This window comes from Caulobacter sp. CCUG 60055 (assembly GCF_022750545.1).
In the GTDB taxonomy this organism is placed as follows: Bacteria; Pseudomonadota; Alphaproteobacteria; order Caulobacterales; family Caulobacteraceae; genus PUIC01.
This window is the reverse complement of record NZ_PUIC01000007.1, coordinates 94,163-112,779: the sequence shown is the minus strand read 5'-3', so window position 1 is coordinate 112,779 and position 18,617 is coordinate 94,163. Positions and strand designations below refer to the sequence as shown.

Genomic DNA, 18,617 nt, shown 5'->3' with positions numbered 1-18,617 from the left:
GCCATGTCCGGGCCGCCGACCGCGCCCACGCGTCCGGCCGAGCGGACGCTGAGCCTGTCGGCGGCGGACTGGGCGTGGCTGGACGCCCGGCCGCAGGGCGCGGAGGCGGCCTTGCGCGGCCTGGTCGCCGAGGCCCGCCTCGCGGACGAACGCGCGGACGAACAGGCCCGGATCGACGAGGCCGCGGCGGCCTATGTCGCGGCCATGGCCGAGGACAGGGCCGCGCCCGCGCCGCTTCCGCCGACGCCGGATTCACGAACGGCGGACCTCGCCCGCGCCTGGCCGGGCGCCGCCGGGCCTAGCGGGCGTAGGTGACGCCGCCGTCGACGATCAGGGTCGAGCCCACCACATAGTCGCCGGCGCGCGAGGCCAGATAGATCGCCGCGCCCGCCATGTCCTCGGGCCGGCCGATCCGCCGGGCCGGAACGCGCGCGGCCACCTCGGCCTCCTGGTCGCGGGCTGCGGTGTTCATCTCCGACGGGAACGCCCCCGGCGCGATGGCCGTCACCACGATGTTGTCCTCGATCAGGCGCAGGGCCATCCGCTTGGTCATGTGGATCAGGCCGCCCTTGCTGGCGGCGTAGGAATAGGTCTCCATCGGGTTGACCGAGACGCCGTCGATCGAGGCGATGTTGATCACCTTGGCCGGACGGTCGGCCGAGGCCGCCGCGCGCAGCGGCCCGGCCAGGGCCTGGGTCAGGAAGAACGGCGTCTTGAGGTTCAGGTCGACCACCTTGTCCCAGCCCTTTTCGGGGAAGGTGTCGAACGCCTCCAGCCAGGCCGCGCCGGCGTTGTTGACCAGGATGTCGAGCCGGCTCTCGCGGGCGGCGATCTCGTCGGCCAGCCGGCGCACGCCTTCCTGGGTCGAGATGTCGACCGGCAGGGCGATGCAGACGCCGCCGCCCGCCGACAGCTCCGCCGCCGCCGCTTCGCAGGCGGCCGCCTTGCGGGCGGTGATGTAGACCTTGGCCCCCTGGGCGAGGAAACCCTCGGCGATCATCCGGCCGATGCCGCGCGAGCCGCCGGTGACCAGGGCCACGCGCCCATGCAAGGAAAACAGATCGAGCGCCATCGTCGCCTCCGCGTAAAATCAAACGGATGTTTGACGGTCCCGACGCCGGGGTCAAGGCGATATGCGGTCGCCAGGAGCCGGCGGAGCGATTAGAGGTTGCGCGGACGGCCGCCGGCCGGAACCACGCCGCGTTTCAGGAGCTTCGGGTCTATGACGGACAGCGTCTCCGAAAGGCCGCAAAGGCTCCGCGTCAACGGCAAGCGGCTGCCGGCCCCGCCGGTGGGCGCGGCCGTCGAACTGGCCGGGTTCGCGGGCGTGCGCCTGACCGCCGGCCAGGCCGACGCCGCCCTGCGCGAGGCCGCCGACCGGCTGACGCCGCCGCGCCCGCTGCTCGCCCGCAACGACCTCAACATCCTGGCCCTGTCCGGCGGCGCCGCCGGCGGCGCGTTCGGCGCCGGGGCCCTGGTCGGCCTGAGCCGCAGCGGCCGGCGGCCCGATTTCGCCATCGTCACCGGCGTCAGCACCGGGGCCCTGATCGCGCCCCTGGCCTTCCTCGGCCCGGACTGGGACGACCAGTTGATCGAGGCCTATACCGGCGGCCGGGCCTCGACCCTGCTCAGCCTGCGCCGCTTCGCCGCCGGCCTGGGCGCGGGGGTTTTCCGGGGAGAATCGCTCGAGGAGCTGGTTTCGCCTTTCGTGAACCAGGCGCTGGTCGACGCCGTCGCCCGCGAGCACGCCAAGGGGCGGCGGCTGCTGGTGGCCACCACCAACCTCGACGCCCAGAGGACCTGCGTGTGGGACATGGGGGCCATCGCCAGCCACGGGGACGAGGCGGCGGTGCGGCTGTTCCGCGACGTGCTGATCGCCTCGGCCACCCTGCCGGGCCTGTTCCCGCCCAAGCTGTTCGAGGTCGAGAGCGACGGCGTGCCCTATCACGAGATGCATGTGGACGGCGGCGCCTCGGCCCCCCTGTTCGTCATGCCCGAGGCCCTGCTGCGCTGGCGCGACCTGGGCGCGCGGGTTCGCGGGGGGCAGGTCTACATCATCGTCAACACCGTGCTGGAGCCATCGCCCCGCGCCACGCCGTCGGGCCTGCCTTCGGTGCTGGCGCGCAGCTTCGACACCATGCTGCGGCTGTCCTACCGCCAGGCGCTGGACGTGGCGCGGGGGTTTTGCGCGCGCCACAACCTGCCCCTGGCCGTGGCCTCGATCCCGCACAGCCTCGACGGGGTCAACATGCTCAGCTTCGAGACCGCCAATATGCGGATGATCTTCGACGCCGGCGAATCGCTGGCTCGGGCCGGCGACCTCTGGCCCGACGGCAAGATGCGCCAGCCGCCCGCCCGCCGGCGGCTGTTCGCGCCGCTCCAGCGCGGCTGAGCCAGGCCGGGACGGCCGCGGCGCCCTAGGCGGCCGCGCGCTCGGGATCCGCTGCGGCGGCCAGACCGGCCTTGTTCGGGGCGTCGAACTGCATCACCCCGTCGTCGACGGAGCCGAACCGCAGCGCCACCAGATCGAGGGCGTAGTTCTGATGGAGCTTCCAGGGCTTGACCAGGCCCTGGCGGGGGAACTGGTCGATCGAGCGCTGGATGTAGCCCGACGAGAAATCCAGCCACGGCGCCTCGGCGACCGAGGCGTCCGGCTTGGGCGCGCATCGCGTCCAGCCGCGCTGGTCCATGTAGTTGAGCAGGCGGCAGATGTACTCGCAGGTCAGGTCGCACTTCAGCGTCCAGGAGGCGTTGGTGTAGCCGAAGGCCGAGGCCAGGTTCGGCACGCCGCTGTACATCATGCCCTTGTAGCTCATGGTCTTGGACAGATCGACGCGCTCGCCGTCGACGCTGACCTCCAGGCCGCTGAGCAGTTGCATCTTGAGCCCGGTGGCCGTGACGACGATGTCGGCCTCCAGCTCCTGGCCGGACTTCAGTTTCAGCCCCTTGGGCGTGAACGTCTCGATGTGGTCGGTGACCACCGAAGCCGAGCCCGCCTTGATGGCGTCGAACAGGTCCGCGTCCGGCACCAGGCAGAGCCGCTGGTCCCAGGGATTGTAGCGAGGGGTGAAGTGGGTGGCGACGTCGTAGTCCGGCCCCAGGTGCTCGCGCACCAGGCCCAGCAAGCGCTCCTTGGTCTTCTCCGGCCGCTTGCGGGCCATGTTGAAGAAGAACATGCCCAGCAGCACGTTGCGCCAGCGGATGATGTCGTAGGCCAGCTTGGCCGGCAGGCGGCGGCGCAGGCTGTTGGCCAGGGCGTCTTCGGCCGGCCGCGACACCACATAGGTCGGCGACCGCTGCAGCATGACCACGTGCGCGGCGGTCTTGGCCATTTCCGGCACCAACGTCACCGCCGTGGCGCCGCTGCCGATCACCACCACCCGCTTGCCGGCGTAGTCGTAGTTGTCGGGCCATTTCTGAGGGTGCAGGACGTCGCCCTCGAACTGGTCGATCCCGGCGAAGTCGGGCGTGTAGCCGCCGGCGTAGTCGTAATAGCCGCTGCACATGAACAGGAAGCCGCAGGTGAAGCGGACGATCTCCTTGTCCGGCCCCCGCTCGGCCTCGACGGTCCAGCGCGAGTCGGCCGACGACCAGGCGGCGCGCTTGACGTGATGGCGAAAGCGGATGTGACGGTCGACGCCGTGCTCGGCGGCCGTTTCGCGAACATATCTCAGGATCGACGGCCCGTCGGCGATGGCCTTGGCCTCGCGCCACGGCTTGAAGGCGTAGCCGAGGGTGTACATGTCCGAATCCGAGCGGATGCCGGGATAGCGGAACAGGTCCCAGGTGCCGCCGATGGCCTCGCGGCCTTCCAGGATGGCGTAGGTCTTGTTCGGGCAATTGGTCTGCAGGTGATAGCCCGCGCCGACGCCCGAAAGCCCCGCCCCGACAATCAGAACGTCAAAATGCTCGACCGTCACCGCCAGCTCCTCCGTCCCGGCCTTCTGTCGAGGCCGTCAAACAATCGTTCGCAGCATGGGGCAAGGATCGCCGCCCGCCAACAACTAAATGCAGATAAGTTACGCCGGTTCATCTCGGCAAGCCCTTGCCGACCCTACGTCCGCGCGGCGAAACGCCCCTGAGCGGCCGGCCTGGCGCATTGACCCGCCGGGCCGGCTGTAGTCGCATGGCGCCTGCAAACCCTGGGGGAAACGCATGGCTCGTCTCACCATCCTGACGCTCGCCCTGGCGGCGACGGCCCTGGCCGGCTGCGGCGAAAAACACAGCTATCGGCTGGCCACGCGCACGCCCGCGCCGGTCTATTGGGGCTGGAGCCAGAAGATGCCGGGCGCGGCCTGCGAACCGGGCGAGGCCATGGTGTCGTGCAGCCTCGCCGGCTATGGCGTGGCCGGCGCCGCCGGCGCGGTTCCCCTGCCCTTCGCCATCGCCGAGACGACGTCCGGCGGCCAGAAGACCCAGACCTGCAGCGTCAGCCCGCCCGCCGCGCCCTACGAGCCGCCCGTCAAGGCCACGGGGGTCCTCGCCCGCGTGGTTTGCTCCACGTTGGTCGAAGCGGCCGCGCCTTAGGACGAACCGCGCCCTTCGCCGGTCATCTTCAGGGAATCACCTGCACGCCCGGCGCGGTCACCGAGCCGACGGCCGGACAATTCCCCGGATTGAGCGGCCCGGTGAAGCTGGCCTGGTGGCTGGTGTTGTTCCAGGCCGCCGTCAGGTCGCCCGGACCGCATACGCCGAGGATGGAGCTTTGCAGGCGGACCCCGTGGAAGACGACGCTCGTCGTCGATACGGCCTGCATGGTCCAGGGCAGGTTCTGCGCGGCCACGGCCGAGCAGACGCCGGGCGCGAAGGCCACGCTGGTGATCGAGGCGGTCCCGGCGGCGGGGTTGAAGGTTCCGCCGAGGGTCAGGGGGCAGTTGTTGACGACGCCCGATCCCGTGAAGGTGGTCGCCCCCGCCGTCACCGGCTGGACCTGGGCGGCGTCGGCGGCCTGCGCGCCGCCGACGCACAGGGCCGCTCCCGCGCCGATCATCCACAATCTCATGACATGTCCTCCGCAAGACGGCGGGCGCTGGGCCCTCTCGCGGATAGACGCGGCCGGAAACGACGCGGGGGGACGCGGCGGCGCGCCGGCGTCTGCCCAATGTCGTTCTTCATGTGGGATTTCGAGATGGTACCGCCTTCCCGGATCGAACGGGAGACCTCCAGAGCCACAATCTGGCGCTCTAACCAACTGAGCTAAGGCGGCGCGCTGAAACAGCGAGCGGCTGTAATAGTCGGACCCAGCCCGCGGATCAAGCCGAAGCTGAAGCCGACCGCGTCGCCTCGCGCGGCGGGCGGGCCGGCGGGACGGGTTGTCCGGCGACGGCGCGGCGGCCATGCTGGACGGAAACCTCCGGGGAGCCGCCGCATGGACGCGATACGCCAGGGCCGAATCGTCGCGAACGGCCTGTCGTTCGCGACCGACGAGATGGGCGACGGCGAGGATGTCGCCCTTTTCCTGCATGGGTTTCCCGAGAGCCGCCGCTCATGGCGGCGTCAATTGCCGCTGCTGGCCGAACGAGGATGGCGGGCCGTGGCCCCGGACCTGCGCGGCTATGGCGACAGCGACCGGCCGCTCGGACGCTCGGCCTATCGAATCGAGACCCTGGTCGCCGACGTCGCCGGCATGTTCGAGGCGCTCGGCGCGCGCCGGCGCCTGCTGATCGCCCACGACTGGGGCGCGCTGATCGCCTGGGCCCTGGCCATCGAGAAGGCCGCCCCCCTGGACGGCCTGGTGATCATGAACGTGCCGCACCCGGCGGTCTATGTCCGGGCCATGCGGTCTGGCTTCGGCCAATGGCGGCGCAGCTGGTACGTGTTCTTCTTTCAGACGCCCTGGTTGCCGGAGGCGGCGCTCACCGCTCGCGGCGCGCGGGCGGTGGGCCGGGCCTTCCTGGACATGGCTGTCGACAAGAGCCGCTTTCCGCCCGAGGTCCTCGACCACTATCGCAGCAACGCCCTGCGCCCGGGAGCGATGACGGCGATGATCAACTACTATCGCGCCAACTTCACGCGCCTCGGCCGCTGGCGGCCGGGAGACACGCCGCCGATCAAAGGCACGCCGGTCCTGATGATCTGGGGCGAGGAGGACGCCGCGCTGGGCCTGGAGCTGACCGAGGGCTACGGCCCCTATGTCGAGGACTTCACCCTCGAACGCCTGCCCGGCGTGTCGCACTGGGTGCAGCAGGAAGCCCCGGAAGAGGTCAACCGCCGACTGGCCGCGTGGCTGGACCTCAAGGGCCTGACCTAGGCCGCTTCGGCCGACGACGGCCCGGAAATGCAAAACACCCCGGAGGTTTCCCTCCGGGGTGCAGAAACGTCTGAGGCGACGGATCTTATTGCGGGACGACGAACCGGAGCGGGATCCGCACCGTGCCGCCCTCGACGGGGGCGCCATCCTCCGTCTTCGGCTTCATCTTGAACAGACGCGACAGCTTGAGAGCCGCCTCGCCGAAGCCGAAATCGGCCGGTTCTTCCGAAACCACCGAGCAGGCGGTCACGGTGCCCTTGGCGGTGACCGTACACTGGATGGTCGCCGAACCGCCCTTCTCCATGCGCTGAGCGCGCTCGGGGTAGTAGCGGGCCATGTCGTCCCCGGTCGGCTTACGTTCCCAGGTCGGGTTCGTAATGATCGAGGCGCGCGGCGGAGCCGGCGGAGCCGGCGGAGCCGTGGCGACGACCGGCGGAGGAGCCGGACGCGGCGTCTCAACCGGCGGGACCGGCAGCGGCGGCGGCGCAGGCACGTCGAGCGGCACGGGGGCCGGAGGACGGGGCTGCAGCGCCGGCGGCGGCGGCGGCTGGTTGGCCGGCGGCGGAGGCGGCGGAGGCGGCGGCGGAGGCGGCGGCGGCGGAGCCACCAGTTCGACCTTCGTCGCTTCGTCCGAGTACTCCTTGTAGTGAACCTCGAACTTCACCTTCCACAGGTAGAAGAAGAGGCCCACGTGCGCCAGGATCGCAATGGCCACGCCAATGTACACGCCGGGGTTCTTACGGCGGCGCGGGCGATGGTCGGCGGTGAGCGGATCATAGTGATGCTCGTGGGTTTGCTGTGCTTCAGCCATGTCCGCGAGCCCTACTTGTTATGATCTTCGCCGATCAGCGCCACGCTATAGAAACCCGCGTCCTGGAGCGCGTTCATCACACCCATGAAGTCGCCGTAGAGCGTCTCCTTGTCTGCGCGGATGAAGATACGCTCTTTGGCTGGGTCGCGTTTGCCGATGTTCGTTTTCAGATCCGCACCCAACGTATCCACAGAGGTCGAGCTGTCGCCGATGAAGACTTCGCCCGACTTCTGGATCGAGATGTAGACCGGTTTGGGCGGGTTCGGTGAGGCTTTCGCCACCGCCGGCGGTAGATCGACTTTCACCGACACGGAGGCCAAAGGCGCGGCCACCATGAAGATGATCAGGAGAACCAGCATCACGTCCACGAAAGGCGTGACATTGATTTCGCTGTTTTGCTCGATTTGGTTACTACCGCCCCCAGACCCTGCGAGTTTGGCGGCCATTGTGTGTTAGGCCCCCTTGTCGAGCTGCCGCGAGATGGCGTTCATCAGTTCCGCAACGAAGCCTTCCGAGCGCACGCCGTAGGCGGAGATGCGGGTCTGGAAGAAGTTGTAGAAGATAACCGACGGGATAGCGGCGAACAGACCGATGCCGGTGGCCAGCAGCGCTTCGGCGATGCCGGGGGCGACGACGGCCAGGTTGGTCGTGTTGGTGTTCGCGATGCCGATGAACGAGTTCATGATCCCGTAGACGGTGCCGAACAGACCGATGAACGGACCCGACGAACCGACCGAGGCCAGGAAGGTCATGCCGTTCGACAGGCGCTTGGCCAGGGTCGATTGAACCGCCGAAACCGCGGTCGAGGCGCGCAGGATGGTCGAGTCGCGGTGAGCGCCGGCCACTTGCAGGCCCGCCTGGCGGGACAGTTCCACTTCCGAGGCGGCCGCGGCGGCCATGTCGGCCAGCGGGTTGCCTTCGAATTCCTCCGACGAAGCGATCTTGCCCATTTCGGAGATCGACTTGGCGCCGCGGAAGGCTTCGAGGAACTTGTTCGATTCACGGTTCAGGCCGCCGAACTCGAACAGCTTGGTGATGAGCAGGGTCCACGAGAAGACCGAGGCCAGCAGCAGGCCGATCATGACCACCTTCACCACCGGGGTGGCGTTGAGGAACATTTCGACCGGGGTCAGCTTGCCGGCGCCCTTGATCTTGCCCGGGGCCTCGTCGGCGGCCGGAGCGGGGGCGGCGTCAGCGGCCGGAGCGGGAGCGGCGGCCGGAGCGGCGGCGGGGGCCGCGGCGGCGGCGGCCGGTTTTTGGTCGGCGTTCTGAGCGAAGGCCGGCGCGCTCGTCATCAGCGCGACGGCGCCGAGCAGAGCGATGAAAGGGGTCGTTCGTTTGTTGTCGAGCATCTGTCGCCAGTTCCTGATTGGTCTAGCACGTTTGGACCGAGGGTCGTCGCGCGAGAGCGTCTCCACCCTACTGAAATAAGCCCGGGGCCGAGGACCGACGGATCGGACCCAAAAACCCCGGAACCGCTATCGCTTTGCGACCCGTACCGCCGCCCCGCCCCTTGCGGACCAAGGCTGCGCTTCGAAGGCGCATGACGACTCCGCGAGCCGACGGACGAACCGCAGCAAGCGAAGTCTTACCGCAATGTTAGACTTGCGACGATGGTCCTTTGGCAATCCATTTTCGCACCGTCAAGAGCCTCCAAACGCAATTCTTTACCTCCCGGAAGCGCGGAACGGCGATCGTTTTGCAGTGCACAATGAGAAGTTAAGGGACCATGCGCATGTTTTTCGCGCTCAGGCTGAGAGCTGCGCTGCATCGCAACATGACGCGTTATCCGTAACGCGCCCGGGCTTGGCGTGAAGGAAGGCGACGACGGGGAAATGGTGCCTGGGGGCGGAATCGAACCACCGACACGCGGATTTTCAATCCGCTGCTCTACCAACTGAGCTACCCAGGCCCGTAAAGGGGACGGCCCGTGAAGGGGGCGTCCAGCCCGCGTGGACCGCGGAGGCGCCGTCTATAGGTGAGCCGTCAGACGCTGTCCAGCGCCCCTTTGCAGGTTCCAGCGCTTTTCGTCAGACGTCGTCGGAAACCCGCCGCTCCTCGCCGTCGTCGTCCCCCTCGACCGCCGGGATGGCGTAGCCGCCGGTCAACCAGCGCTGCAGGTCGACGTCGGCGCAACGCTTGCTGCAGAACGGCCGGTAGGCCGGGTCGGCGGGTTTGTCGCAAATCGGGCAGGCCTTGCTCATGCCGTGCTCACTTCCATGTCCTCGCGCGCCCGGCCCGCCTCTCCGACCAGGGCGAAGCGCGGGCCGATGCGGGCGGTCAGGCTGTCTATATAGGGTCGCGCCGCGGCCTCGACCTCGGTCGAGCAGCGCGCGCTCAGCCGCCCGCCGGGATCGGCCCGCCCCTCGCGCTCCAGCGCCCGCAGCAGCCGCAGGGCCGCCGTCGCCGCCGACAGACGCCCGTCGGGATCGCACAGCCGCTCGGCCGTCGGCCGCCCTGTGCGCGGCGCGACCAGCTCCAGCGCGCCGAAGCGGCTGATCGGGCCGATGACGACGCCCGCGCCGTCGGCGGCGAACGCCGCCTTGGCCTGGGCCGACATCGCCGCGCCGTCGTGGCCCTTGCCGGCCAGGTCGATGACGACCAGTCCGCCGAGCCCCTTGAGCCGCAACAGGCGTGCGGTCTCGGCGATGGCGGCGAGGTTGGCGGCCCGCGCCGCACGGCGGGCGTCGCCGCCGCGTCCGGCCCGCGCGCCGAGATCGACGTCGACCGCCGTCAGCGCCCGGGTGGGCTCGACGGCCAGGGAGCCGCCGCCGGGCAAGGGGTGGACGACGGCCAGGACGGCGGCCTCGGCGGCGTCGGCGGCGTCGCGGGCGACCGCGCCCTGCTCGATCGCCGCCCCGGGGGCGAAGGTCCTCAGCCGGTCGTTTAGGGACGGCGCCGGCGCCGTCAGCCGTTGGGGCCCGTCGGCATGGCCGACGAGACGCGCCGTCGCGCCCTTGCCGTGGCGGGCCTCGCCGGCGATCTCGATCTCGATCCAGGCGCCCTCGGTCACGTCGGCGGCGTCGCCCGCCAGGGCCAGGACCGCGTCCGGCCCCTCCCCCAGGTCGAGGAAGGCGCTCGCCATGGCCCGTTCGACCCGCCGGACGCGGGCGACGATGCGGGCGCCCAGCCGCTGCATGGGCGAATCGTCGGCGCGTTCGATCAACAGCCGCTCGGGCCGCCCGTCCAGCAGGACCACGCCGCGGGCCTCGCCCGGGCCGTCGTCGAGGAGCAGCCGCCGCCCGCTCACGGGCGCCGCCAGCCCAGCCCTTCCAGCAGGGTCGCGGTCTCGTAGAGCGGCAGGCCGACGACGGCGCTGTAGGAGCCTTGCAGGCTGATGACGAAGGCGCCGGCCCGGCCTTGGACGCCGTAGCCTCCGGCCTTGCCGCGCCATTCGCCGCCGGCGACATAGGCCTCGACCTCGTCGCGGGTCAGCCGCTTGAAGTGCAGACGGGTCTCGCTGAGCCGCACGACGCAACGCCCCTCGGGCGAGGCCACGGCCACGCCGGTGAGCACGCGGTGGGCCCGTCCCGACAGCAGCGACAGGCAATCGCGCGCCTCGGCCTCGGTTTCGGCCTTGGGCAGGATGCGCCGGCCCACCGCGACCACGGTGTCGGAGCCGATGACGAAGGCGCCGGCGTTGCGCGCCGCCGCGGCCTGGGCCTTGGCCTCGGCCAGGCGGACGGCGAGGCGGCGCGGAAGTTCGCCCGGATGCGGGGTCTCGTCGATGTCGGCCGGGTCGACGCGGTCGGGCTCGACGCCGATCTGCCGCAGCAGATCGAGCCGGCGCGGGCTGGCGCTGGCGAGAACCAGGGGCGCTGAGGCGGAAGCGGACGCCTTCCCGGCGTCCCTGTCGGCGGCGGCGCTCACGGCCGGCCCGCCATCGGGCGCCCGAGGACGCCCGTCGAGGTCGCAGGTCCAGTCAAGCCGGACCTTACTTGAAGCGGTAGGTGATGCGGCCCTTGGTCAGGTCGTAAGGGGTCATCTCGACCAGGACCTTGTCGCCCGCCAGCACGCGGATGCGGTTCTTGCGCATCTTGCCGGCGGTGTGGGCGATGATTTCGTGATCGTTCTCAAGTTTCACGCGGAACGTGGCGTTCGGCAGCAGTTCGCTGACCGTGCCAGGGAATTCCAACAGTTCTTCTTTCGCCATACGGCCTCTCTCGGGACAGCGCGCCGCGACGGTCGCCACGCGCAAATGCAAAGACGGCCCGCGCCGAATCAGGCCGCGAGCCGTGCTCTGTGACGGTCAGTATACCTCAGTCAAGTCAGCCGCGTCGATGGCGCTCGTCCCGACCGGGCCATGCGGGCTCTAGACCAGAACGCCGCCGCCGTCGACCACGACGGTCTGTCCGGTGCTGTAGCCCCCTTCCATCAGATAGAGATAGGCCTTGGCCAGGTCGTCGGCCTCGCCGACCCGGCCGACCGGCAAGCCGGCGCCGACATGGGCGAACACCGCCTCGCGCTCCTGCGCCGGCATCGGGTCCCACAACGGGGTGCGCACCAGGCCGGGCGCGACGGCGTTCACCCGCAGCGGCGCCAGCTCCAGCGCCAGCCCCCGCGCCAGGGATTCGATCGCCCCGCACACCCCGGCCGCCACCGCCCAGCCCTTCATCGGCCGGCGGCCGGCGACGCCGGTCGTCAACGTGACCGACCCGCCGGGCCGGATGTGCGGCGCGGCGTGCTTGGCCGCGGCGAGCGCGCCCCACACCCGCACGTCGTAGGCCGCCCGCGCCGCCGCCAGATCGGTCTCGCCGACCGCGCCGACCTGCAGGGCGTCGCCGGCGGTGAACACCAGATGGTCGAACGGCTCGGCCCTGGCGAACAGCGCGGCGGTCTGGGCCTCGTCCGCCAGGTCGGCCACATGCCCGTCAGCCCCGTCGGGCAGCACGGCCAGGGCCGCATCCAGGCGCTCCGGCCGGCGGGCGACGATGGTCACCGCCCCGCCCTCCCGCGCCGCCGCCTGGGCCACCGCCAGCCCGATGCCGGAGCCGCCGCCCAACACCCAGATTCTCTTGTCCGCGAATCGCATGATCCACACTCCAACGCCGTCGGCAGCCCTCGCGGCTGCGGACACACCATCGCGGCGAAGCGACCTTGACGCGAACGCATCTTTGTCAGCTCTATGATGCGTTCAGATCATGGTGACGCATGCCCTTCGACGGTCGCCTGCTCAGCGGAATCAGCGTCCTGGCGGCGGTGGTCGAGGCCGGCAGCTTCGTGCGCGCCGGCGAGAGCCTGGGCCTCAGCCAGTCCGGCGTCAGCCGCGCCGTCGCCCGCCTGGAGCAGCGCGTCGGGGTCAGGCTGCTCGACCGCACCCCGCGCGCCGTCGTCCTGACCGACGAGGGCCGGCGCTTCTATGAAGAGGTCGCGCCCCTGCTGCGGGGCCTGGAGGACGCGGCCATCCAGGCCGGCGGCGCCGTGGCCGAACCCAGGGGACGGCTGCGGGTCAAGGTCGACCCCTATTTCTCGCGCCTGGTCCTGGCCCCGCGCATCGGCGAGTTCCTGGCCGCCTTCCCCGACCTGTCCTTGGAGTTGTCGGCGTCGATCCATCCCGGCGACCTCGTGGCCGAAGGCTTCGACATCGGCGTGCGCATGGGCGAGCCGGAACCGTCGTCGCTGATCGCGCGCCTGCTGCTGCGCACGCGCATCCTGACCGTCGCCTCGCCCGGCTACATCGCCCGGCGCGGCCGGCCGGCGACGCCGCAGGCCCTGGCCGACGACGGCCACACCTGCATCCTGTTCCGCGCCCCCGCCACCGGCCGCCCTTTCGAGTGGGAGTTCCATCGCGACGGCCAGGTGCTCAAGGTCGAGGTCGACGGCCCCCTCCTGCTCGACGACGCCGCCACCGCCATCGGCGCCTGCATCGCCGGCCAGGGCGTGGCCCAGTTCACGGCGCTGGGCATGGGCGACTGGCTGGCCGACGGCCGGCTGGTCGAGCTGTTCCCCGACTGGAGCGAGGAGCTGTTCCCGATCTACGCCTACCACCCGTCGCGGCGCATGCCGCCGGCCAAGGTGCGGCGCTTCCTCGACTTCGTCGTCGCCATCTCGACCTCGGCCGACAAGGCCCGCTGCGTGGCGCTGCCGCCGGCGTGACCTAGCCGCCGAAGGTGGCCGGCCGGCCGAAGCGGCCGAGGATGCGGTCCTGCAGGCCGTCGCGGACCTGCCGATAGGCGTCGAGCATCTGTTCGCGCGAACCGGACGCCAGGGTCGGGTCGAGGGTCGGCCAGTACTCGATCTCGGCGGCGCGGCCGCGCGACAGCTCGACGGCGCGGTGGTGCGCCTCGGGGGTCAGCGAGATGACCAGGTCGAACGAGCCGTCCTCCAGGTCGTCGAAGGTCTTCGAGCGGTGCCGGGCCAGGTCGACGCCCACCTCGTCCAGGGCGGCCAGGACGAAGGGGTCGGCCTCGCCGCCGTCGCGCTTCAGGCCGCAGCTGTCGACGAAGACGCGGTCGCCGAACCGCAGCTTCATCATCGCCTCGGCCATCGGCGAGCGCACGCGATTGAAGTTGCAGGCGAACAGGACGGCGCCGGGGAGCTCGACCGCCAAGCCTACCCCCGCCAGTGCAGCGCGCAGATCAGGGTGAACAGGCGGCGGGCGGTGTCGAGGTCGGTCTTGACCTTGCCGTCCAGCCGCGCCCGCAGCAGGGACGAGCCTTCGTTGTGCAGGCCGCGCCGCCCCATGTCCAAGGCTTCGATCTGGGCGGGCGAAGCGTTGCGGATGGCGTCGTAATAGCTCTCGCAGACCAGGAAATAGTCCTTGATGACGCCGCGCAGGGGCGACAGCGACAACAGGTGGCCGCGCTCATAGCCAGGGCCGCGGATATCCAGCGACAGCCGATTGTCCACCAGGCCGACGGTCAGGTCGTACGGCCCGCCGGCGGAGCCGTCGGGTTCGAAATAGTTCTCCTCGAGCAGGTCGAAGATGGCGACCTGCCGCTCATGCTCCTGGTCGCGCGACGCCGAGGCCAGCGAGGCCTCGTCGATGACGACCGACTGCAGGTGATGCCGCGCGCGATCCTCAACCATGGCCCAGCCTGACGGCGGCGGAGCGGGCGTGGGCGGGCAGGCCCTCGGCGTCGGCCAGGGCCACGGTCGGCGGGCCGAGCCTGGCGAAGGCGGCGGCGTCGCACTTCACGATCGAGGTTCGCTTGATGAAGTCGTAGATCGACAGGCCCGACGAGAACCGCGCGGCGCGGCTGGTGGGCAGCACATGGTTCGAGCCGGCCACATAGTCGCCGATGGCCTCCGGCGTCAGCCGGCCCAGGAAGATCGCCCCGGCGTGACGCACGCGGTCGGCCAGGCGCTCGGGCTCGTCCACCGCGAACTCGACGTGCTCGGGCGCGATCAGGTCGACCAGGCGGGGCGAGGCGTCCAGCGGCGCGATGATCACCGCGCCGTGGTCGCGCCAGGACGCGGCGGCGTCCTGGCCGGTGGCCAGCACCGTCAGCTGGCGCGCGACGGCGGCCTCGACGGCGGCGGCGAAGGCCTCGTCGTCGGTGATGAGGATGGATTGGGCGGCCGGGTCGTGCTCGGCCTGGGACAACAGGTCGGCGGCGATCCATTCCGGGTCGTTGGCGGCGTCGGCCACCACCACGATCTCGGAGGGGCCGGCCAGGGCGTCGATGCCGACCACGCCATAGAGGCGGCGCTTGGCGGCGGTGACGTAGGCGTTGCCGGGACCGACGATCTTGTCCACCGGCGCGATGGGCCCGGCGCCATAGGCCAGGGCCGCCGCCGCATGGGCGCCGCCGACACGCCAGACCTCGGTGACGCCGGCCGCCTTGGCCGCCGCCAGCACCGCCGGCTGCAGCCGGCCCGGCGGCGTGACCATGGCGATGCGGTCGACCCCGGCGACCGCGGCGGGCACCGCGTTCATCAGCACCGTCGAGGGATAGGCCGCCCGGCCGCCCGGCACATAGACGCCCACGGCCTCCAGCGGCGTCCAGCGCCAGCCCAGCTCGACCCCCGCCTCGTCGACGAAGCGCTGGTCGGCCGGCCGCTGGCGCTCGTGATAGGCGCGGATGCGCTGGGCGGCGAAGGCGATGGCCTCGCGCACCTCGGCCGGGCACTCGGCCGCCCCGGCGTCGATCTCCTCGGGCGTGACGCGGATGGTGGCTTCGGTCAGGCGGACCTTGTCGAAACGCTCGGCGAACCGCAGCACAGCCGCCAGCCCCTCGGTCCGCACGGCGTCGAGGATCTCCGCCACCGCCGCGTCGACATCGGCCGGCGAGCCGCGCCGCTCGTCCAGGAAGGCCTGGAACGCAGCGTCGAAGGCGGGGTCTTGGACGTTAAAGCGGCGCATGCCGTCTTCATCCCGGTTCTGCGCCGAAGCGCAAGACCAAATAAGCGCGCCGGCCTCGGCTAGCCCGCCGTGATCGCGCCGGCCGCCGCGCAGAACAGGGTCACGACCCAGGGCGGCGCCCGGAAGGCCAGCAGCAACCCCGCCGCGACCGCCAGGACGGCGGCGTCCTTCGGCGCCTGGATGGCGCCGGTCCACAGGGGATCGTACAGCGCCGCCAGCAGAAGGCCCGTCACCGCCGCGTTGGCGCCGCGCAGCGCGCCCTGCGCCGCGGCGAACCGGCGCACGCGCTCCCAGAACGGCCAGGCGCCGAACACCAGCAAGAACGACGGCAGGAACATCGCCGCCAGACAGAGCAGCCCGCCGGCCACGCCGTTCGGCGCCGGGCGCATGGCCGCCCCCAGATAGGCCGCGAAGGTGAACAGCGGCCCAGGCGCGGCCTGGACCGCCCCATAGCCGGCGAGGAAGGCGTCCTGGTCGATCCAGCCCGGCCGGACGACCTCGGCCCGCAACAGGGGCAGGACCACGTGGCCGCCGCCGAACACCAGCGCGCCGGTCCTGAAGAAACGCGCGAACAGGTCGAGGCCGTGATCGCCGGTCAGGCCGGCCAGCAAGGGCCCGGCGACAAGCAGCGCCGCGAACAGCGCCAGCCACGCCGCGCCGACCCGCCGTCGCCCGGCGACGGACGGCGACCCCGACGCCCCGCCCTCGCCGACCGCGCGCAGCCGCATGGCCCCGACCGCCGCGCCCGCCGCCAGACAGGCGAACTGGCTCAGAGGCGAAGCCCACGCCAGGCTCAGCACGGCGGCGGCGACCATCAGGGCCGCCCGCGGCCGGTCCGGGGCCAGGATCCGGCCCATCGCCAGCACCGCCTGGGCCACCACGGCCACAGCGGCGATCTTCAGCCCGTGGACCCAGCCGCCGCCGATCCACCGCGAGGCCTGCGGCGCGACATAGGCGAACAGGATCATCAGGACCGCCGAGGGCGCCGTGAACCCCAGCCAGGCGGCGAAGGCTCCGCCGTAGCCGGCCCGCAGCCGCCCCAGCGCCAGGGCCGTCTGGCTGCTGGCCGGCCCAGGCAGGAACTGGCAGAGGGCGACGATGTCCCCGTAGGCCGCCTCGCTCAGCCATCCGCGCCGGACGACGAACGCTTCTCGGAAATAGCCCAGATGGGCGATCGGCCCGCCGAACGCGGTGAGGCCCAGGCCCAGGAAGGCCAGGAACACCTCGCCCCAGGATCCCTTGGCGGCGGCCGGGGCGCCGGTCGAAGTCATGCCCCGCCCCCCCGGACGCGCCTAGCCGTGCGCCGGCGCGTGCCTGGTCGGCCAGGGCGCCGAGAGGTCGGCCAGGGCCGCCTCGATGCATTCGACCTCGACCCGCAGGTCGCCGCCGCCGGCGAAGGCCAGGCTGACCACCCCGCCGGGCGCCTCGCCGGGAACGAAGGTCAGGGCCAGGAGCTCGACCACGGCGTTCTTGGGCTCGCGGCGCAGGTTGCGGGCCTGCACGCCCAGCACGCAGCCGAACTGCAGCCCGCAGCGGACCCGCTCGCCGGCCGCGGCGTCGCCGGCGGCCCCCGCCTCCCAGCGGAACCGGTTGAAGGTCAGGGTCAGCCGCCGCGCGGCGGCCTCGTAGGAGATGTCGCCGATCTTGGCCACGGCGTCCTGCAGCGCGGCCGACAGCACGCCGAGGTCTTCCTCGTCCTGCGCGAGAAGCTGCAGCGGTCTGGCCGTCGACATCCTGTCCCTACTCCTCGTCGTCGCCGTCGCCCTTGATGCGGCGGATCTGCGCCCCGCAGGCGCTGAGCTTCTCTTCCAGCCGCTCGAAGCCGCGGTCGAGGTGATAGACCCGGTTGACCGTGGTCTCGCCCCGCGCCGCCAGCCCGGCGATCACCAGGCTGACCGAGGCGCGCAGGTCGGTGGCCATCACCGGCGCGCCCTCCAGCCGCTCGACCCCGCGCACCCGCGCCTCGCGGCCGGACACGGCGATGTCGGCGCCCAGCCGCGCCAGCTCGGGCACGTGCATGAAACGATTCTCGAACACCGTCTCGCGGATCACGCTCTCGCCGTCGGCCATGGTCATCAGGGCCATGAACTGGGCCTGGAGGTCGGTGGCGAAGCCCGGGAAGGGATCGGTCTCGACGTCCACCGCGCGCAGCCGCGCGCCGTTGCGCTTGATGATCACGCCGTCGTTGGTGTGGGCGACGTCGGCGCCCGCCTCCTCGATCTTGTCGAGCAGGGTCTGGATGAAGTCGCTGCGGGTGCGGGTCAGGCGCACCTCGCCGCCGGCCATCGCCGCCGCCACGGCGTAGGTGCCGGTCTCGATGCGGTCGGGGATCACCGAGTGGGTGACGCCTTTCAGCCGGGCGACGCCGGTGATGGTCAGGGTCGCGGTGTCGACGCCCTCGATGCGGGCGCCCATGGCGTTGAGGCAGTTGGCCAGGTCGCCGATCTCCGGCTCGCAGGCGGCGTTCTTCAGCACGGTCACGCCATGCGCCAGCACGGCGGCCAGCATGGCGTGCTCGGTCGCGCCCACCGAGACGAAGGGGAACTCGATCTCCGCCCCGGTCAGGCCGCGCGGCGCCTGGGCGTAGACATAGCCTTCGTGCAGATCGATGTGGGCGCCCAGCGCCCTCAGCGCGTCCAGGTGCAGGTCGACGGGCCGCGCGCCGATGGTGCAGCCGCCGGGCAGCGAGACCTTGGCGTGGCCGGTGCGGGCGATCAGCGGGCCGAGCACGTTGAACGAGGCGCGCATCTGGCGCACCAGATCGTAGGGAGCGAAGGCGCTGGTCACCTCCGGCGCGTGCAGCACCGTCTCGGGGCCGTCGGGGCCGTCGCGCTCGACCACCTCGACGCCGAGGCGGCGCAGCAGCATCCCCAGGAAGCGGGTGTCCGCCAGCCTGGGCATGTTGGTCAGGCGCACGGGCTCGTCGGTCAGCAGGCTGGCGGCCATCAACTTGATGGCGGAGTTCTTGGCGCCGCTGATCGGGATCTCCCCGTGCAGCCGCGCGCCGCCGGAGATGGCGATGCGGTCCATTAAATCAGCGTCCTCGAACAGCCCGGGCCGTCTGCCCCGGCCACGGCACATGTGAGGGCGGGGTTCTACAGAACGCAAGAGCGGGCGCAACTCTACTCGTCAGTCGGCGGAGTCACAGAATCGCGATCCGCCTCCGGAACATTGTCCGGAGCGGCCTTGCGGCGGCGCAGATTGGCGCGCAGCGCCTGGGCCAGGCGCGCCTCCCGTCCCTGGCCGGAGCC

At 71.3% G+C, this 18,617-nt stretch carries 22 protein-coding genes and 2 tRNA genes; 5 read left to right on the top strand and 19 right to left on the bottom strand.

The annotated features are described in order from the left end of the window. The first annotated feature begins 3 nt into the window (after positions 1-3). A complete protein-coding gene (locus C5708_RS11990; protein ID WP_242921398.1) occupies positions 4-315 on the top strand; it encodes a DUF2239 family protein in 312 nt (103 codons plus the stop codon). Here the strand turns inward: C5708_RS11990 and C5708_RS11985 are convergent. Beyond that, a complete protein-coding gene (locus tag C5708_RS11985) occupies positions 299-1,072 on the bottom strand; it encodes an SDR family oxidoreductase (RefSeq protein ID WP_242921396.1) in 774 nt (257 codons plus the stop codon). The genes C5708_RS11990 and C5708_RS11985 overlap by 17 nt on opposite strands. A gap of 150 nt (positions 1,073-1,222) precedes the next feature. On the opposite strand from C5708_RS11985, the gene C5708_RS11980 reads away from it, so the two are divergent. Beyond that, positions 1,223-2,392, top strand: a complete 1,170-nt coding sequence (locus C5708_RS11980; RefSeq protein WP_242921394.1) for a patatin-like phospholipase family protein — start codon at positions 1,223-1,225, stop codon at positions 2,390-2,392. 25 nt (positions 2,393-2,417) lie between these two features. On the opposite strand, the gene C5708_RS11975 is transcribed toward C5708_RS11980, so the two are convergent. Further along, positions 2,418-3,920 (bottom strand): NAD(P)/FAD-dependent oxidoreductase, encoded by a 1,503-nt coding sequence (locus tag C5708_RS11975; RefSeq protein WP_242921392.1) that lies wholly within the window; start codon positions 3,918-3,920, stop codon positions 2,418-2,420. 235 nt (positions 3,921-4,155) lie between these two features. On the opposite strand from C5708_RS11975, the gene C5708_RS11970 reads away from it, so the two are divergent. Then, the gene (locus C5708_RS11970) at positions 4,156-4,527 is read left to right on the top strand and encodes a hypothetical protein (protein WP_242921390.1); all 372 of its coding nucleotides are present in this window, start codon (positions 4,156-4,158) and stop codon (positions 4,525-4,527) included. Positions 4,528-4,555: 28 nt separating this feature from the next. Here the strand turns inward: C5708_RS11970 and C5708_RS11965 are convergent, their stop codons facing one another. Beyond that, a complete protein-coding gene (locus C5708_RS11965) occupies positions 4,556-5,002 on the bottom strand; it encodes a hypothetical protein (protein WP_242921388.1) in 447 nt (148 codons plus the stop codon). A 127-nt stretch (positions 5,003-5,129) separates the two neighbouring features. Continuing rightward, positions 5,130-5,206, bottom strand: a tRNA-His gene (locus C5708_RS11960). A gap of 162 nt (positions 5,207-5,368) precedes the next feature. On the opposite strand from C5708_RS11960, the gene C5708_RS11955 reads away from it, so the two are divergent. Next, positions 5,369-6,250: an alpha/beta fold hydrolase gene (locus C5708_RS11955; protein WP_242921386.1), complete on the top strand. Its 882-nt coding sequence runs from the start codon at positions 5,369-5,371 to the stop codon at positions 6,248-6,250. Positions 6,251-6,335: 85 nt separating this feature from the next. Here C5708_RS11955 and C5708_RS11950 read toward each other — a convergent pair whose 3' ends face one another. From C5708_RS11950 to C5708_RS11910, 9 genes are all read right to left on the bottom strand, one after another. After that, a complete protein-coding gene (locus C5708_RS11950) occupies positions 6,336-7,061 on the bottom strand; it encodes an energy transducer TonB (RefSeq protein WP_242921384.1) in 726 nt (241 codons plus the stop codon). Positions 7,062-7,072: 11 nt separating this feature from the next. Beyond that, positions 7,073-7,507: a biopolymer transporter ExbD gene (locus C5708_RS11945; RefSeq protein WP_242921382.1), complete on the bottom strand. Its 435-nt coding sequence runs from the start codon at positions 7,505-7,507 to the stop codon at positions 7,073-7,075. A 6-nt stretch (positions 7,508-7,513) separates the two neighbouring features. Then, positions 7,514-8,413 (bottom strand): MotA/TolQ/ExbB proton channel family protein, encoded by a 900-nt coding sequence (locus tag C5708_RS11940; RefSeq protein ID WP_242921380.1) that lies wholly within the window; start codon positions 8,411-8,413, stop codon positions 7,514-7,516. A gap of 484 nt (positions 8,414-8,897) precedes the next feature. After that, positions 8,898-8,973 (bottom strand) — tRNA-Phe (locus C5708_RS11935). A 118-nt stretch (positions 8,974-9,091) separates the two neighbouring features. Beyond that, positions 9,092-9,265, bottom strand: coding sequence for a DNA gyrase inhibitor YacG (gene yacG, locus C5708_RS11930; RefSeq protein WP_242921378.1), 174 nt, complete (start codon positions 9,263-9,265; stop codon positions 9,092-9,094). Further along, positions 9,262-10,311, bottom strand: a complete 1,050-nt coding sequence (locus tag C5708_RS11925) for a ribonuclease E/G (protein WP_242921376.1) — start codon at positions 10,309-10,311, stop codon at positions 9,262-9,264. The genes yacG and C5708_RS11925 overlap by 4 nt, the downstream gene beginning before the upstream one ends. Further along, positions 10,308-10,931, bottom strand: a complete 624-nt coding sequence (locus tag C5708_RS11920) for a Maf family nucleotide pyrophosphatase (protein ID WP_242921373.1) — start codon at positions 10,929-10,931, stop codon at positions 10,308-10,310. The genes C5708_RS11925 and C5708_RS11920 overlap by 4 nt, the downstream gene beginning before the upstream one ends. Positions 10,932-10,995: 64 nt before the next feature. Beyond that, positions 10,996-11,214 carry a translation initiation factor IF-1 gene (gene infA, locus C5708_RS11915; protein ID WP_004617696.1) on the bottom strand — a complete coding sequence of 73 codons (219 nt, stop codon included), beginning with the start codon at positions 11,212-11,214 and terminating at the stop codon, positions 10,996-10,998. 159 nt (positions 11,215-11,373) lie between these two features. After that, entirely contained in the window at positions 11,374-12,093 is a 720-nt protein-coding gene (locus C5708_RS11910) for an SDR family oxidoreductase (RefSeq protein ID WP_242921371.1), read from the bottom strand. 119 nt (positions 12,094-12,212) lie between these two features. Between C5708_RS11910 and C5708_RS11905 the strand changes: the two genes are divergently transcribed. Further along, positions 12,213-13,157 (top strand): LysR family transcriptional regulator, encoded by a 945-nt coding sequence (locus tag C5708_RS11905; RefSeq protein ID WP_242921369.1) that lies wholly within the window; start codon positions 12,213-12,215, stop codon positions 13,155-13,157. A gap of 1 nt (position 13,158) precedes the next feature. On the opposite strand, the gene C5708_RS11900 is transcribed toward C5708_RS11905, so the two are convergent. The 6 genes from C5708_RS11900 to murA are packed head-to-tail and all read right to left on the bottom strand — an operon-like array spanning position 13,159 to position 18,396. Beyond that, a complete protein-coding gene (locus tag C5708_RS11900) occupies positions 13,159-13,611 on the bottom strand; it encodes a low molecular weight phosphatase family protein (RefSeq protein ID WP_242921367.1) in 453 nt (150 codons plus the stop codon). A gap of 2 nt (positions 13,612-13,613) precedes the next feature. Beyond that, complete coding sequence (locus C5708_RS11895) at positions 13,614-14,090, bottom strand: UPF0262 family protein (RefSeq protein ID WP_242921365.1); 477 nt, start codon at positions 14,088-14,090, stop codon at positions 13,614-13,616. Further along, a complete protein-coding gene (gene hisD, locus C5708_RS11890; protein ID WP_242921363.1) occupies positions 14,083-15,366 on the bottom strand; it encodes a histidinol dehydrogenase in 1,284 nt (427 codons plus the stop codon). The genes C5708_RS11895 and hisD overlap by 8 nt, the downstream gene beginning before the upstream one ends. Before the next feature lie 59 nt (positions 15,367-15,425). Further along, a complete protein-coding gene (chrA, locus tag C5708_RS11885) occupies positions 15,426-16,637 on the bottom strand; it encodes a chromate efflux transporter (protein ID WP_242921361.1) in 1,212 nt (403 codons plus the stop codon). 21 nt (positions 16,638-16,658) lie between these two features. Then, positions 16,659-17,099 carry a DUF2948 family protein gene (locus C5708_RS11880; RefSeq protein ID WP_242921359.1) on the bottom strand — a complete coding sequence of 147 codons (441 nt, stop codon included), beginning with the start codon at positions 17,097-17,099 and terminating at the stop codon, positions 16,659-16,661. A 7-nt stretch (positions 17,100-17,106) separates the two neighbouring features. Continuing rightward, the gene (gene murA / locus C5708_RS11875) at positions 17,107-18,396 is read right to left on the bottom strand and encodes a UDP-N-acetylglucosamine 1-carboxyvinyltransferase (RefSeq protein ID WP_242921357.1); all 1,290 of its coding nucleotides are present in this window, start codon (positions 18,394-18,396) and stop codon (positions 17,107-17,109) included. Positions 18,397-18,617 lie beyond the last annotated feature (221 nt).

Excerpts from the sequence above, each read along its gene's own strand:
- C5708_RS11990 (WP_242921398.1), top strand. The coding sequence starts at position 4 with ATGTCCGGGCCGCCGACCGCGCCCACGCGTCCGGCCGAGCGGACGCTG.
- C5708_RS11985 (WP_242921396.1), bottom strand. The coding sequence starts at position 1,072 with ATGGCGCTCGATCTGTTTTCCTTGCATGGGCGCGTGGCCCTGGTCACC.
- C5708_RS11980 (WP_242921394.1), top strand. The coding sequence starts at position 1,223 with ATGACGGACAGCGTCTCCGAAAGGCCGCAAAGGCTCCGCGTCAACGGC.
- C5708_RS11970 (WP_242921390.1), top strand. The coding sequence starts at position 4,156 with ATGGCTCGTCTCACCATCCTGACGCTCGCCCTGGCGGCGACGGCCCTG.
- C5708_RS11965 (WP_242921388.1), bottom strand. The coding sequence starts at position 5,002 with ATGAGATTGTGGATGATCGGCGCGGGAGCGGCCCTGTGCGTCGGCGGC.
- C5708_RS11955 (WP_242921386.1), top strand. The coding sequence starts at position 5,369 with ATGGACGCGATACGCCAGGGCCGAATCGTCGCGAACGGCCTGTCGTTC.
- C5708_RS11950 (WP_242921384.1), bottom strand. The coding sequence starts at position 7,061 with ATGGCTGAAGCACAGCAAACCCACGAGCATCACTATGATCCGCTCACC.
- C5708_RS11945 (WP_242921382.1), bottom strand. The coding sequence starts at position 7,507 with ATGGCCGCCAAACTCGCAGGGTCTGGGGGCGGTAGTAACCAAATCGAG.
- C5708_RS11940 (WP_242921380.1), bottom strand. The coding sequence starts at position 8,413 with ATGCTCGACAACAAACGAACGACCCCTTTCATCGCTCTGCTCGGCGCC.
- yacG (WP_242921378.1), bottom strand. The coding sequence starts at position 9,265 with ATGAGCAAGGCCTGCCCGATTTGCGACAAACCCGCCGACCCGGCCTAC.
- infA (WP_004617696.1), bottom strand. The coding sequence starts at position 11,214 with ATGGCGAAAGAAGAACTGTTGGAATTCCCTGGCACGGTCAGCGAACTG.
- C5708_RS11910 (WP_242921371.1), bottom strand. The coding sequence starts at position 12,093 with ATGCGATTCGCGGACAAGAGAATCTGGGTGTTGGGCGGCGGCTCCGGC.
- C5708_RS11905 (WP_242921369.1), top strand. The coding sequence starts at position 12,213 with ATGCCCTTCGACGGTCGCCTGCTCAGCGGAATCAGCGTCCTGGCGGCG.
- C5708_RS11895 (WP_242921365.1), bottom strand. The coding sequence starts at position 14,090 with ATGGTTGAGGATCGCGCGCGGCATCACCTGCAGTCGGTCGTCATCGAC.
- hisD (WP_242921363.1), bottom strand. The coding sequence starts at position 15,366 with ATGCGCCGCTTTAACGTCCAAGACCCCGCCTTCGACGCTGCGTTCCAG.
- chrA (WP_242921361.1), bottom strand. The coding sequence starts at position 16,637 with ATGACTTCGACCGGCGCCCCGGCCGCCGCCAAGGGATCCTGGGGCGAG.
- C5708_RS11880 (WP_242921359.1), bottom strand. The coding sequence starts at position 17,099 with ATGTCGACGGCCAGACCGCTGCAGCTTCTCGCGCAGGACGAGGAAGAC.
- murA (WP_242921357.1), bottom strand. The coding sequence starts at position 18,396 with ATGGACCGCATCGCCATCTCCGGCGGCGCGCGGCTGCACGGGGAGATC.